Source organism: Alteromonas sp. B31-7 (assembly GCF_015767655.1).
Lineage (GTDB): Bacteria > Pseudomonadota > Gammaproteobacteria > Enterobacterales > Alteromonadaceae > Alteromonas > Alteromonas australica.
Map to the genome: position 1 here is coordinate 591,814 of NZ_CP065233.1, position 14,217 is coordinate 606,030.

A 14,217-nucleotide genomic window follows, 5' to 3' on the forward strand; every position below is an offset into this window, starting at 1 on the left:
ATTATGTTTGTTTGCAGTAAGACCGACTTGCACTTGAAAGTCGAGTATGAATCTGATGATAATTACAATTACGCGTTTGGATTGGTTTTTGGACTAAAAACAAAATTCGTCAAATTAGCTGAAAAGATTGACGATAAAACCTATGAAGTTTCATTCTCCCGTGATCTTTTAGAAGACAGTAACGCTGTTATTTGCTTAGAAACAGGTTGGTCATTTATTTTTGAAGATAGCTCTTTTGACTCAAGTTTACTTACAACGATGGAAACTAAAGAACTGGAGTCAAACTATCTTCGTCATGCTGAATACATTCCGTTAGATCGAATGATTGACTTACTTTATCGAGATATTTTAAATAGATCTTCGGATGAACCTGGATTGAACTCTTATCTTGAAAGTTCAAAGGGCTTTCATTCTACAGAAGAATTCCTAAATGTTGTAAGAAGCTCTCTTTTAAGTTCAAAAGAATTTGAATCAAGGGGGATAACTATATTCGACCGACTTCACACTTTTTTTGATACTAATGAAAACCTTATAGAGCGCGAGTTCGATCTTAATAGGCATTATGATAGAAAGGGAAAATATAGTTACTCTGAGTTAAAGAATTTAGATTTTCACAATTTCATATGGTTCTTATATAGGAATCTACTTTTTAAAGAACCAGATTTCGAAGGATTTACATATTATCACTGGCTCCTTAGTAGTGGATTATCCAGTCGAATTGGGCTAATAAATAAGATTATATCAGAGTTTAATGTCGATATTTACATTCAAGAAATGCCTGAAGACGAAACGGTGTCTTTGTTGTTGAGTGATAGCAATGTAGATATAAACAAAATATCTATGGTTTTGTTGGGACGCAAACTTTCTGAGACAGAAACTGAAGAGTTAGCTACCTTGGAGATTGGTGAGGTAATTACTTATCTTATTTCGAAGCGCGAATATTTTTACAAACCGATAAAAGTAGAGTTATTATAATGTTTTTAGGTGAAAATAAACGAGGAAAATCACAGTTTTTAGTTTGTTTCGGAACTCAGAGATGTGGCAGCAACTTTTTTCTATCTAACCTTAAGAGGTTTCGTGATATTGATGTTTATGGTGAAATGTTTCATAAACAAAACCTATTTCCGATGTGTGAAGATTCAGACAAAGATCAACTTTTTAGACGTGTTTCATTCGAATATTTAGCACATTATTTTCCTTTGATATTTAATGATATCTTTTCGTCAGAGGGGTATAGCATTGTCGATTCGAATGAAAGAATAAATAAGTATATGGTTACTTTCTTTCAAAATTTTCCAGGCAACGGAATTCGACTTCTTGAAAAAATGTCGTCAAAACCTGTATTTACTTGTAAAGTTTTCCCTGAACATTTATCAATGGATAGCATCAACAAATTATTGGGTAGTGATTTTGAGATTAAATCTATTGTCATGATACGAAATACAATCGATACATATCTATCATTTAAAAAGTTACAATTGACTTCAATTCCACAGAACATTGATACCTCTTCACTCAAAGTAAACTTCGATGTAGATGAATATAACTTGTATAGAGATAACTTAATTTCATATTACTCTGGTGTGGTTAATAGCTTAGTAAAAAGTAAAGTATCCTATGAGATATTGTCTTACGAAGACTTTCATATCGATCCGAGAGATACAGGTAGTAAAATCAAGGATATTTGTGATTCTCTTGATCTTTCAATCGGAGAATACGATTCTACTAAATTTGAATCATTAGTTTATACAAAGCAAGACAATAGTTCATTGGAAAGTAAAGTCAGTAATCCTGCAGAGCTTCCAGATTATGACTCAGGTTTTATAAGGCTATAATATGAGACTATGTTTAGAGATTAGTCCCTTACAGGAGGGTAGCTTCACCGGGATTCCTGAAGTTACAGCTAGAATAGCAGAAAAAATGCTAACGGATGACACGATTGTTTCAGAGTTTTTTTATGAATCCTCCAGGATACCAAAGAATATCGTTAAAGGTATTCTGAAATCTCGAACTGGCATTAATCTAAGGTATCTAGTTGAAAATAGGTTCCTCGAACCCATTGAACCTGCGAATTCATCTGGGCCTACGGTTGGTCTTTTTACAAACAGAAAAGCGTATAGAGATTACTTCGAGCATGAAGTACTTATAGTTCATGATCTTAGCCCGCTCACGCATCCTAAGTATCATTCGGATGATACTAAAGAGTATTACCACAGGAACTTTTTGTCAGAGGTTGAGTCCTCTGACCTCTTAGTATGTGTCTCAGAGTCTACTGAGAAAGAGCTCATTCAGTACTTCAAACCCGAAGTGAACGGCCGAACAATTGCAATTCCTTTGGGTGTTGATCAAATGACGGCGATTGCACACGCTAATAGTGCAACTCGATTACAGGAAAAACCTTTCGTGATGATTCTGGGAACATTGGAGCCACGGAAGAACGTTTCAGTAGTCTTAGAGTATTTAAGTCAAAACAATCAATTTTTCGATGATTATGATGTAGTCTTTACAGGCAGAATTGGCTGGTTATTAGAGTTTGACTTGGAATTAGAACGACTGGGACTATTAAAATATAAAAAATCTGGAAATATAAAATCTACGGGTTTTATCGATGAGAGGAGTAAGTTTGCCCTGTTGTCTCAGGCTGCATTAGTTATTTACCCCTCTATCTTTGAGGGATTCGGTTTGCCTGTGATAGAAGCAATGGCGGTGGGAACTAACGTTCTAACAACTGCTTCATCTAGTATTCCTGAGGTAGGAGCGGACTTTGTAACTTATTTTGACCCTTACTCTTTAGAAAGTTTCGGGGAAAAATTAAATGAATCACTTTCTAAGTTTCCTGAGGCTTTGCTCAAAGAGCACGCTGCTTATTATTCTTGGGAAATTTTTTATGAAAAGCTAAAAGCAGCAATTGAGAGCTTGGTAAATGATTGAAGATTCAGAAATCAATATGTTGTATCGCTCGATTTTGGGGCGATCTCCTGAATCTGATGAAGTATATACAGAGATTAAGGAACATATTGATTCAATTGAAAATTTACGGAAAAGACTCCTTTCATCTAACGAGTTTAAATTGAAGTTCGTTGAAATTTCATCTCAAATTGAAAATTCTATTCCAAACGTAAATAATCCAATTGTATTTTTGCATATACCAAAATGTGCTGGCACCTCTATTGACAAGTATTTAGAGTCTGCATTTTTAGGGAGTAAGATAAATTTCGAGAAGTTTAATTTGTTAGAACAACAATCTCTTAATCAAATAAGGAAATATAAAATACATAGCGGACATTTTGATTTCAATTCTCTGAAGGCATTAGGTTTAGCCTCACCGCCTACTACAATTTTAAGTTGTTTTAGAGAGCCGATGAGTCGTTTGGAGTCTATCTACAATTATTTTAGAGCGCATAGTGAAAGTTATTGTGTGCGTAAATCACTTGATCTCCCCCTTATTGCAAAACGCACTACTCCTGAAGAGTTTTTTTTCAATGAAAAAGTTTTTAATAACGGTTATTTTAATAATTGTTATGTAAGGTCATTTCTTAGTAGTACAGGCTTACCTAAACAAAGGTGGGAAAAAAGCACTAAGGGAGAGTTAGCTAATATACAATTAAAAGAGTTAACAGAAGCGCTATTTAACCTGAAAAATGTCAATGTTTTTATTCTAAATGAGAATTTAGAATCAGAGTTAAATGAATTTATCTCCTCAATCAACGGTAACCCAAGTGATTTACCGCATTTGCAAGACACTCTTAATAAGTCTAAAACGGACAGTAATATGGAGCTAATAGAAAAGGTATGCTTTAATGCAGATACGAAAGAAAAGTTGCGTCCTTTAGTAGAATATGATCTTGTTTTATTTAAGATATTAAACCTCTTTAAAAATAATAGAGCTAGCTGATTACGAATTAGTGTGTTTCACAAATTTTGCACTCTGAACAATATTTCACTTGCGTAGCGTACATTATTTTTTGTGATTAAAATTGGGGGATCGTACTGAGTTACCGTTATAATATTTGAGTTTGGAAAGCCTAACTCTATGAATATTAGATAAAATAACTATGATAGGAGGTTGTTCTTTTTCGGAGTGAGTTAGCCAAACCGAGTAAATTTTAATTTAAATAAAACGCTTAACTATTTAATATTAGTGAAAGTTAAAAAATAAATATATTCAAGCAGTAAAGGCGTTGCAAGTGATAAAAGACGTAATTAGGTCTAAGGATATTTTATTCCACACTCGCAGGTGGAAATTAGTTTTAGTCGACTGGGAAAAATATGACCTCCATCGAGAAAAAGACTTCAACGGTAGAAAAGTGCCGTGTGGCCTTGGACCTTTCCTCGAAAACATGAGTCAGTTAAAGGGTAGTAACAACGTTAGCATCACGATGGTGATAAATGCTGCAGTGGGGTGTGACCCCAAGCTACGTACTAAGTATCATGACTTAGTCAAACGTACAGGCCTTAATGTTGAGATTTTCTTTAGAGAAAACGTGGCTCGGGATATTGGAGCATATGATTTTGGTTATAGAAAAGCGCTAGAGAGTAATTATGAAGGTGATATTGCTTTCATGAATAGCTCGGTGAGTGGCCCGTTTACCGACTACTGGCTAAATGCTTTTCGTAAATTGCATCACAGTAAAGAAAATATTGGACTAACTGGAACAACATTAAATATGTTTCCGCTCATTGAAAATGGAAAAGAGATCGGATGCCATAAAGAACATGTTCAAAGTTGGTTTTTGTATAGTAATATGAGTGTACTAAAAAAAGCGTTCGGCAACTCACTACTCTTTGAAGGAGCAGACTACAAGGAGAAGCAAGCCCTGATTGAAAATGGGGAAATAGGTATTAGCCAACGTGTTCTTGATAAAGGGTTCGGTATTAATTGTATGTCGTTTCCAGAGCTTTCCTATTTTAAGGGGCAAATTTGGCCTTATCCGTTTAGGCTAGGTTGGCGAATAAATAACGTTGAATTACAGAAGTTCATTAATACCACTATCGTTTAGAAAAACTATTTTACCTGTAATGCATACTTCAACATTTTGAGGTAGCATTGTTGGTTTGATAAAAAACTGATCATTGGATGATAATGAAAACAAAATTTAAGCGATTGATCAAAAGAATACTGGGGCGTGGTCGTATAAGTTATCACTTAGATACTGTCTCCGTTAGCCAGATTTCGGGTTGGGCCCTCAATGATGTGGCACCTTCTACTCCTTGCCATGTAGAAGTACGCGAGGGTGAAAAGGTATTAGCTTCTACTAAAGCCGCGACCTTGAGAGAAGATCTGCTAGAAGCTGGAATTGGAAATGGTTGTCACGGTTTTATGCTAAACCTTGAAATGCTTCCTTTCTCAGCGCAAGCAAGAGAAGTTCACTTGTATATAAATGGCAAGCGCATTACTTCCGCCCCTCTTAGTTTACAAAGCGCATTTACCGAGGTTCTGGGTGACTTTGCCTCGGAAGTGGAAAAACGTATGGATGCGCTTCTTGCCATTCAAAATGAACGTTTCCAACGCGAGTTTAACTACTTAAAATCACAGCTAGATAAATAGCCTATGTCGTCCCCATTACAGAAGTTAGTTATATTTTGTCCGTTACCCCCAAAACCTAATGGAATAGCAGATTACCTCGCTGAGCAGCTACCGTATCTCGTCCGAAATTTTGATGTGATGGTGGTTATAGAAAACAACTCTCCTCAACCTGTAGATATACCTAACAATGTTTCAGTTTTGTATATCGAGCAGTATATGTGGCGTAGATCTGAGTATGCAAAATATCCGCATCTTTATCACGTAGGGAATAATCGCGATACACAGTATATGCTTGAAATACTGTTGTCGACACCAGGTATTGTTATGTTTCATGATTTGAATCTTCATTACCTTATTGACTTAACAAATCTCTCTATTGGTGACAAAGCTTCATATACAAGGGCACTGTTCAATCAGTACGGCTCTGCGGGAAAAGTTTTAGGTGAGCAACTTTCTAAGTATGGATGGAAAGGCGGCTTTATGCCGCACGAGCTTATGATGAATTCGAGCATCATTGATGCTGCACGTCATATTATAGTTCACTCAAAATACTCAGCAGACAAAATAAAGGCGATAGGGCACCAGAAGGTTTCGATTATTCCTCACCACCTGTCACCCAAAACTCGAAAGTATAGCTTAAAGCATAAGATGACCTATCGTGGGCAGTTAGGCCTTCCGGGGAATAAGGTTGTAATCACTTCTATGGGCTTTATCGCAAGGGCGAAACAAATAAAGGCGGTGCTCATGAGTTTAAAAGAACTCAAAGAGCAGGGGCTAATGTTTGTTTACGTCCTAGCTGGGCAGTGTAAACCTCACGAATATGATGTTTATCAGGATATCGCTGACTGTGGGTTGCAAGACGACGTTATTGTTACCGGATTTTTAGAGGAAGATAACTTTTTTAAGTATTTGTGTGCTTCGGATTTCATCGTAAATTTACGTTACCCAAGCGGTGGGGAGACATCAGGTACATTAAGTAGAGCGATGGGGTTAGGCTTAGCGTGTGTTGTTGTTGATATCGGTCCATTTGGAGAGATACCTAATGAGAGTGCGCTGAAATTAACTTATGATGAAGGCTTTCAAACCAGTCTCACAAAAGCGCTAAGCATGCTGATAGTAGACAAACAGCAGCGAGCTAATATCGGAATTTCCGCAAAAAGATGGGTTCAGCAAACACAAGAGATAAATGTAACTACCAAAGCTTATGGCGAAGTGGTTAAAGAGTGTGAACGCCAGAAAAATACACATACGCAGAATAGTGAAAGCGAGTGTCTTAGAAGTAAGATATATAGTTATTATTCTAACACTGCGTTTCATACAGAAGTAGACGCTTTGATGGATAGCTCTGAATTTTCTATACTCATTGCGCAAATAAGTGGTGTTACATGGTGGTCTGAAAACGTCATTCCAATTGGTATAAAGGGTAACGTTTTGTGTATTAGTGAGTCTTGTAACGATGTTATTCTTTTATCACGGCTGTTCAAATATGACGAGCGCAGTATTTTACACATTGATCCTTTCGAAATTATGAAGCCAGCAACAGCTCAAGCTAGTCTTATTGTTAATATTTCACCGCTACGAGCGTTGGAAAACGACCCTATTGCCTATCTGTCTGCGGTAAACGTACGGTGTTCTATGGGAGCTGTGGTGATCTTGTCTTTCATAATTGATGGGCTCACTTCATCTACCGTCGATTTACGGCGCAGTGATCTCGAGCAATACATTGAAGCCGCAGGCTTCATTGTGGAAGACAAATATGCAGGGCAAAGAACATTGGATATCCACAATCGATTCCCTTTGTTGGATACGGAAGAATGGACCTTTGTTACAACAAAATGCTCTCGAATGGTAAATAAGGCGCCGCAAGGGTACGGTGCATCTAGCAGTACCCTTGCGCTACTGCCAGAAATTAAACAGCAGGAAGTCTAAATGCAGAACCATTCCTCCACAGTTTTAGAGTTGATGTCAAAACGGCATGGCATTTACCGAGATATTATAGTTACTGCAGCTATATTGGAATCAATGCCGGCGAAGTTACATGCTTTAATAGAAGCTCAGCCTCAAAGTATTTTGGTGAACATGTTCGAAGCTTCAGGGTTAAGTTGTACGTTAGTTCCTTCTTTTGAATTATTGAAAGCACACGGCGTTGAATTAGCGAAGCTGTACAATGAACTCGATATTGACCTTACTTTTATAGGTCAAGAGAGTCGAGACCATCGTATAGTGCCTCAAGTTCAGGCTGGTTACACAGGGCTTGCAGAGAGCAAACGAATTATTCGTGAACGTACATTTTCGGAAGTTTGTTGCAGATATACACACTTGAGTTGGGTGTCATTGACTTATGTTGATGAAGGGCTATTTCTACAGAATACGAGCATTATAAATCAGAAAAGACCACTTATTTCAGGAAGGTGTAAATCTGTTACGCAGGATATGATAGCGTGGGGAGATAGGAACAACTATGTCTTTTTAAGTGACCTACTCTGCGAAATATCCGAGCATGAAGAAGGTCAAATTATTTACGCATTTCCATCATCAGACTGGGCTGAGCAGGTTAAAACTTATGCTGGTGCAAAGTCAGTGATATCGAACCAAGTAGTTTCCACAAATAGAGTTGTCCAAAAACATTACTCGCCTCTTGTATCCATTGATTCTGCCGTTGGGCGCCTAACACTAGACTATTTGAAAAATAATAGACGTTGGTACCATATAAATAAGCTTATGGCGTTCAACTTTTATCCACTAGAAACAGACGGTGAGCAATACTGGCGTTGGCTAGGCCCAAGCTCATCAAGCCGGCTATTTATTCCTTTGATGGCAAGAGGCCACTATAAGATAAACCTACAGATAGGCTTTTTTCCTAATGATATTAGTAGCAAAAAAATAAAGTGCTTTTTCGATGGTAATTTGACCGTCTTTGAAACAATCAGCGAGGGTCAAACTGTTTCATTCGAATATTATGTTCCTTCAAATGGTAGAACTTTCGAGTTAGTAATAACACCTGATGAAATGACTCCTATTGAAGACAAGTTGCTGGGCTTTTCGTTAAACGGTTTGTTTATTGAGTGGGTCGAAGGGTGAGAGCATGAATAAAGATATATTGATCGTTTCTCCAATTCCATCACACCCGCAGTTTCAAGGTAATAGCGCTCGAATTTATCGCCTGAACCAAATGTTTAAATTGTTAGGATATAGGATTCATTTCGTTTACTTTGGTATGGAGGGATTGAACGAGACTCAGCGAATGGAAATGGAAAGAGATTGGGACACTTTCCACTTTGTAAAACCTGAGGGACCTGCTGCAGAACCGTCTTTTGAAGAGTACTTTGATATCGATGACTGGTATGATGAAAAAGTTTCTGAATTAGTTGAAGGTTTGTGCCGCCGTTATAAATTTGATATCTGCCTTGTCAACTATGTCTGGTTCTCAAAGGTTTTAGACGTCGTTCCAGAGTCCACATATAAAATAATTGATACCCATGATGTATTTGGAGACCGCCATATTGTTGCTGCTGAAGCTGGGTTAGAGCCTGTTTGGTTTTATACTACAAAGGCATTAGAAGCGCTAGGACTGGAACGAGCCGATCTTGTATTGGCTATACAGAGTGAAGAAGCTAAGCATTTTGAAAGTCTAATTGAAAAGCCAGTTTCGACTGTTGGTTACCTTGTTCCTCCTGTGGTTCTCGTAGAAGAATCACATAAAACGTCAATGAAAATAGACATCGGTTACATAGGCTCTGGCAATCCGTTTAATGTTACGTCGATTCTGGCGTTACATGATTTTGTTTCACAATCGCCCACCTTATTAGAGAAGTTCGAATTTAATATTGCGGGAACAATTTGCGGTGCTTTAAAGTCAAAAGTTCCTAACTTTAAATTAATGGGCTTAGTTGATGAGTTAGATGACTTTTACCGAACTATAGACGTTGTAATAAATCCGATGATTGGCGGAACAGGTTTAAAAATCAAGTCACTAGAGGCACTTTCCTATGGTAAGCCTCTGATAGCCACAAAAGATGCGATGGTAGGAATTAGTACTACTAGCGACTTCCAAAAATTTGAATCTGTTGAATTATTGGTTAGCGCTTTACGCACTTTCGACAACACCGCGAAAGAGCAACTGGCCGTAGATTCAGTAAATGTTTTTCAAACGTATAATGTTCAACAGATAGCTACTTTTAAAAAACTATTTGGTAATGTTGAATGATAGTCAGTCACAAATATAAGTTTATTTTTGTACATATTAATAAGTGTGGTGGAACCAGTGTTACTCGAGCACTCTTGCCATTCTTAGGTGAAGATGACTTGGTGCTAGGCGGCTCACCTGAAACAGAAAAGCTATCTGAAGACTATTTAGCGAAGCACGGAATTTATAAACACTCAACGGCATCAGAAATTAGACGTTTTGTTGGCGATGACGTCTGGGATTCTTATTACAAATTTGCCACTATTCGCAATCCATGGGACAAAATTGTTTCAACTTACTTTTGGTTTCATAAAACTGGATGGGGCAAAGGTGGAAAAGGGGATAAAGTAAGGAGTTTGGATTTTGAAGCTTATGCAAAGTCACAGTGGATGGATGAGTTAGGCTGCAGTGACTTCTTATATGACGGCGATGACTTATTAGTTGATGATGTCTTCAAAGTGGAAAACTTGAACGAGATGCTCGCATATATTAGTGGCAAATATCATTTACCCTACAAGTCAGCGCCTCGCTCAAACTCAACAAAGCATCATCACTACAGCTTTTATTACAGAACGGAAGAGAGCAAACAAAGAGTAGCTAACCGCTTTTCTAGCGACATTAAAAATTTTAGTTTTGAATTTGAGTCGAGCTCAGAGTCAGACTATTCGCTTGCGCAACATGAAATTGATTTTTTGAGAGATTTAGCAATCCAAAGCGAAAATAGCGATATTTCGCTGGCGCAGAAGCTAATGTCTATTGCTTACAATGCGCGACCTGAAGGCTCATTGATAAAGAAAAAGCTTAATGATTATGAAACGCTTCTTTCAAAAAAAGAAGATTAAAATGCCGATTGTAACAACATGCTCAAATGCCTATGTCATTCCTCAAACATTGGGAACTGACTTTGGTTGTGGAGAGCAGAAGTTCATTCATGGCGTTCATACTAATTCGACAGAAAGGCCTAGTCATTTTTTTCATAACAGGCAGTCAGGCCCTTTAATTAATTTTCCATTAAGAGAAGAGTATTTAAAGCAAAATTTGGAGAAAGACGTCACTAAAAAGAAAGGGACATGGCTGTATGCAGGTGGCCTCTTTGAACATTTTGGTCACTTCTTGTCGGAAAGCATACATCGTTTGTGGAAGTATGATAGTTCCGAATTTAATGGTGTTGTATTTTCATGTAAACCAAATGTTGAAAATGTTGAACACCTTCCAAGTTATATCTTGGAAGTGTTATCACTTTTCAATATTTCGCAAGACAGTGTTTTCTTAGCAAAGGAGTTGGTTTGCTTTGAGGAGCTTGTCGTGCCTGAACAAGGAACTGTGCTAAACGGAGTTCCTCATGACTGGTATGTAGAGCATTTAGAAAAGATTCAGAAAAAGGTGCCAAAAAGCGACTCGCTTGCCTATGAAAAAGTGTGGATTTCTAGGGAGAACTTCTTGGCGGCCGGACGTGTTCTCGGTGCGGATTACTTTATTGATCTTCTTGAAGAAGATGGTTATAACGTGTTTAGGCCAGAAGAATATTCTCTTAAAGAGCAGTTATCTATTATTTTATCTGCCAAGAAAATTATATGGGAAGAAGGTAGTAGCATGCATCTTCTCGATTTGATAGGTAACCTAAATAGCTGCAACTTAATTTTGGCGCGACGCCCTCATCACAAAGCATTTGAAAAATTATTAAAAGCGAAGTGCCGCAGCAGTTACGCTTTTTTTGACGTGCAATGCTTGCCTGACTTTAGGCGAGATGACGACCTGCTTTTTAGTGCAGTATCTTTATTTTCAAACGGTGCCGATTTCTTCAATCTATTAAAAGAGACTAACTTTTATTCGCAGCTTCAAGAAAAATTCAACGAAGATAGATTTTCAAGCTTCGAGAAAAGTGATGTACTCCAATTTTTACATCTGGCGTCAAATGAAATACGTAATAGTGATAAGTTTTCTAGCTTTTTGGAAACTTACTTAACCACTCGACACGTATAATATATGCAAATCATTATTCATGTAGGCCCATCAAAAACGGGTACGTCCGCAATCCAAAATTGGTTGTCTTTTCATCAAGACGTGCTGATAAAGTTAGGAATATATTATCCTAACCACAAAGTGGATCCGAATGGCATTAGTTCAGGTAACCTATTACAAATTTTCGATAGAGAAGGCGAACGCCTTGTTATTAATAGAAAAAAAATCCAAGGTGTATTAGTCGAAGCTAAACTCCGGCACTGCGATCGTTTACTCTTATCTTCTGAGTTTTTTTCTGAACATATAGAAGCATTGATAACTGAGTTGCCCTCTATCGAAGTGATCGCGTACTTACGATATCCCCTCGAATTTACGCAGTCGTCTTACAATCAAGGTATAAAGCGGCACAGACAAACCCATCGATTTGCCATAAGGATGAAGCCTCAAGCTTTTAATTTAGAGCGTCTCGAAAAAGTTTGCGATGCGCTTGGTAGCAATGATTACCAGATTAGGCCTTACCATGCAGAATGTTTTGAAGGAGGGAGCTTAATCTCTGATTTTTGTTACGCCCTGGGAATTCATGAGTCAGTTTCCTCGCTGATAACTGATGAAAGAAAAACGAATCAAATTAACCCCTCTTATAGTATTGAGAATTTGGAGTTTAAGAGGTGGTTTAACCAACTAAATCTAGCGGATTACAACAAAAAATTGGACACATTTTTGCAGTCTGAGAGCGCGCGTGGCGAAAAGTACTCGTTAGTGAAGCCCGAATTGTTCGAAATAGTAAAGTCACACTTTAATAAGCTCATCGAAGAGTTTTCTGTGCACTATAAGGTACATAATGCTGAAAAGTTTATAAGAGTTTGCTGTGATTTGTCGCCTTATCCCTACAAAGAGCAATTTTTATCTGAGAAAGATTTTACGGCGATAGCAGACAAGTTCTTGGCCGCTCCCGATGTTGACGAACTTACATTGTTTACTTTGTATATGAATGAATGGAGGAATTTGGATAACATTGAGCGCCCAGAATTGTTAGATGTGCTAGGTTCAAGATTTTCTTTATTAGTTCGATTTCGTTTTTACGCCAAAGCTGCGAATAGGCGAGTTAGAAGGTTACTTCATTTGATAACGACGAAGGTAAAAAATTGAGTTTGAAAGAATTTAATGCCTATCTTCCTTGGACTATTAGCAGGGTTAATAGAATTCCGAAGACTCTGTGGGAACTGCTGTTTGCAGATTTTAAAGTCCAAGCAGTCATTAATACGAAAGTTACCAATTTAATGGTGTTTCTATATACGAAACATTTTGGAAACTGTGATCCATGTTGCCCTAAAACGCAAAGACAAATATTTTCTTGGTTTAGTATCACGGGCCGTTCAATCTATAATTTGGATCAATTAGAGTCTATTCTAAATAAAAAGCCTCAAGCAGTAAAAATTGAAAAAGCTCATGGCTTTAATCTAGTTGGTTATAGTCGTGGACGATTAGGGCTAGGTGAAGACCTAAGAGGTTTTATCAGTGTGTTCGAGTTATTAAACATCCCATTTAGCGTTTATAACATTGGTCACTCTTCTGATGCTCCTAATGATTATATGCATTCCAATGAAGACTACTCCCTGCCTTACGATCACTCGATTTTTTGCATGAATGTAATTGAGTTGAGCAAGTTGATTCAATGCTATGATGGTGACTTATCACAATTTGCTTATTGTATTGCGGCTAGCCCCTGGGAATTACCAAAAGTACCAGAAAAGTGGGGTGAAACTTTGTCTCATTTTCAAGAGATTTGGGCCATATCGCGTTTTGTTGAAAAAAGCTATAAAGACGCTTTTAAAAATAAAATTAACACCAAATATGTTGCGCCTGTTGCACATATACCTAATAAGGTATGTGTCCAAGATCTAAAGCGACAGAGTCGTCCTTTTACGTTTTTGTTTATGTTTGATGCAAAGTCATACCTGAAGCGAAAAAATCCAGAAGCAATTGCTAAAGCCTTTCTAAAAGCATTTCAGGTTAATGAACAAGTTAGATTGGTTATTAAGTCTACCTCTAAGGGGAGTGGTAGCGATTGGCAAAGCCTTATTAAATTAGTGCAGAGTGATAGTAGAATCTTGCTTAAGGTTGGAAGCATGAGTGAGAGTGAAATGACGCAATTTTGGAAAAATTGCGATTGTTATGTTTCTCTTCATCGAAGCGAAGGTTTTGGAAGAACTCTTGTCGAGGCGGTAGCTAGAAAAATACCAGTAGTTGCAACTGGATGGTCTGGTAGCACAGATATTATTGCTGAGACTAACCCTTTAGCGGTAGAGTATAGAGTGAAACAGCTCGACAGCACTGATTATCCTGAAGGGGGCGGCCAATATTGGGCTGAGCCACTTGAAAGTTCAGCTGCCCAAAAACTCAGGTGGGTTTATGAAAATCGCGGCTCAAATGAGATAGCTAATATCGTTAGTGAAAATTATATTAATTTTCAAAACAATTTTTCTGTGACAGCTGAAAAACGAAACCAAATACTGCAAAGTTACTTAAAAATATAGGTTGA

General features: G+C 37.6%; 13 protein-coding genes. All 13 read left to right on the plus strand.

The window, feature by feature from the left end; genetic code table 11:
• The first annotated feature begins 3 nt into the window (after positions 1 to 3).
• The 13 genes from IUA53_RS02595 to IUA53_RS02655 all read left to right on the plus strand — a co-directional run bounded on the left by IUA53_RS02595 (position 4) and on the right by IUA53_RS02655 (position 14,212).
• The gene (locus IUA53_RS02595) at positions 4 to 975 is read left to right on the plus strand and encodes a DUF4214 domain-containing protein (RefSeq protein ID WP_196898239.1); all 972 of its coding nucleotides are present in this window, start codon (positions 4 to 6) and stop codon (positions 973 to 975) included.
• Complete coding sequence (locus tag IUA53_RS02600) at positions 975 to 1,835, plus strand: hypothetical protein (protein ID WP_196898241.1); 861 nt, start codon at positions 975 to 977, stop codon at positions 1,833 to 1,835. The genes IUA53_RS02595 and IUA53_RS02600 overlap by 1 nt, the downstream gene beginning before the upstream one ends.
• 1 nt (position 1,836) lies before the next feature.
• Positions 1,837 to 2,931, plus strand: a complete 1,095-nt coding sequence (locus IUA53_RS02605; RefSeq protein WP_196898243.1) for a glycosyltransferase family 4 protein — start codon at positions 1,837 to 1,839, stop codon at positions 2,929 to 2,931.
• Positions 2,924 to 3,895 carry a sulfotransferase family 2 domain-containing protein gene (locus IUA53_RS02610; protein ID WP_196898245.1) on the plus strand — a complete coding sequence of 324 codons (972 nt, stop codon included), beginning with the start codon at positions 2,924 to 2,926 and terminating at the stop codon, positions 3,893 to 3,895. The genes IUA53_RS02605 and IUA53_RS02610 overlap by 8 nt, the downstream gene beginning before the upstream one ends.
• Positions 3,896 to 4,187: 292 nt before the next feature.
• Positions 4,188 to 5,000: a rhamnan synthesis F family protein gene (locus tag IUA53_RS02615; protein ID WP_196898247.1), complete on the plus strand. Its 813-nt coding sequence runs from the start codon at positions 4,188 to 4,190 to the stop codon at positions 4,998 to 5,000.
• Between the two features lie 83 nt (positions 5,001 to 5,083).
• Positions 5,084 to 5,548, plus strand: a complete 465-nt coding sequence (locus tag IUA53_RS02620; protein ID WP_196898249.1) for a hypothetical protein — start codon at positions 5,084 to 5,086, stop codon at positions 5,546 to 5,548.
• Positions 5,549 to 5,551: 3 nt separating this feature from the next.
• Entirely contained in the window at positions 5,552 to 7,456 is a 1,905-nt protein-coding gene (locus IUA53_RS02625; RefSeq protein WP_196898251.1) for a glycosyltransferase, read from the plus strand.
• A complete protein-coding gene (locus IUA53_RS02630; RefSeq protein WP_196898253.1) occupies positions 7,457 to 8,608 on the plus strand; it encodes a hypothetical protein in 1,152 nt (383 codons plus the stop codon).
• 4 nt (positions 8,609 to 8,612) lie between these two features.
• Positions 8,613 to 9,734, plus strand: coding sequence for a glycosyltransferase (locus IUA53_RS02635; RefSeq protein ID WP_196898255.1), 1,122 nt, complete (start codon positions 8,613 to 8,615; stop codon positions 9,732 to 9,734).
• On the plus strand, positions 9,731 to 10,555 hold the full coding sequence (locus IUA53_RS02640; protein ID WP_196898257.1) for a sulfotransferase family 2 domain-containing protein: 825 nt from the start codon (positions 9,731 to 9,733) through the stop codon (positions 10,553 to 10,555). Before IUA53_RS02635 ends, IUA53_RS02640 begins: the two co-directional genes overlap by 4 nt.
• Complete coding sequence (locus IUA53_RS02645) at positions 10,518 to 11,696, plus strand: glycosyltransferase 61 family protein (RefSeq protein ID WP_196898259.1); 1,179 nt, start codon at positions 10,518 to 10,520, stop codon at positions 11,694 to 11,696. The genes IUA53_RS02640 and IUA53_RS02645 overlap by 38 nt, the downstream gene beginning before the upstream one ends.
• A gap of 3 nt (positions 11,697 to 11,699) precedes the next feature.
• A complete protein-coding gene (locus tag IUA53_RS02650; RefSeq protein ID WP_196898261.1) occupies positions 11,700 to 12,824 on the plus strand; it encodes a hypothetical protein in 1,125 nt (374 codons plus the stop codon).
• Positions 12,821 to 14,212, plus strand: a complete 1,392-nt coding sequence (locus IUA53_RS02655; RefSeq protein WP_196898263.1) for a glycosyltransferase — start codon at positions 12,821 to 12,823, stop codon at positions 14,210 to 14,212. Before IUA53_RS02650 ends, IUA53_RS02655 begins: the two co-directional genes overlap by 4 nt.
• The last annotated feature ends 5 nt before the right edge of the window (positions 14,213 to 14,217 follow it).

Bases quoted from the DNA above. Each gene is read 5' to 3' on its own strand.
- IUA53_RS02640 (WP_196898257.1), top strand. From the start codon at position 9,731: ATGATAGTCAGTCACAAATATAAGTTTATTTTTGTACATATTAATAAG.
- IUA53_RS02645 (WP_196898259.1), top strand. From the start codon at position 10,518: ATGATTATGAAACGCTTCTTTCAAAAAAAGAAGATTAAAATGCCGATT.
- IUA53_RS02610 (WP_196898245.1), top strand. From the start codon at position 2,924: ATGATTGAAGATTCAGAAATCAATATGTTGTATCGCTCGATTTTGGGG.
- IUA53_RS02630 (WP_196898253.1), top strand. From the start codon at position 7,457: ATGCAGAACCATTCCTCCACAGTTTTAGAGTTGATGTCAAAACGGCAT.
- IUA53_RS02605 (WP_196898243.1), top strand. From the start codon at position 1,837: ATGAGACTATGTTTAGAGATTAGTCCCTTACAGGAGGGTAGCTTCACC.
- IUA53_RS02620 (WP_196898249.1), top strand. From the start codon at position 5,084: ATGAAAACAAAATTTAAGCGATTGATCAAAAGAATACTGGGGCGTGGT.
- IUA53_RS02650 (WP_196898261.1), top strand. From the start codon at position 11,700: ATGCAAATCATTATTCATGTAGGCCCATCAAAAACGGGTACGTCCGCA.
- IUA53_RS02635 (WP_196898255.1), top strand. From the start codon at position 8,613: ATGAATAAAGATATATTGATCGTTTCTCCAATTCCATCACACCCGCAG.
- IUA53_RS02600 (WP_196898241.1), top strand. From the start codon at position 975: ATGTTTTTAGGTGAAAATAAACGAGGAAAATCACAGTTTTTAGTTTGT.
- IUA53_RS02595 (WP_196898239.1), top strand. From the start codon at position 4: ATGTTTGTTTGCAGTAAGACCGACTTGCACTTGAAAGTCGAGTATGAA.
- IUA53_RS02625 (WP_196898251.1), top strand. From the start codon at position 5,552: ATGTCGTCCCCATTACAGAAGTTAGTTATATTTTGTCCGTTACCCCCA.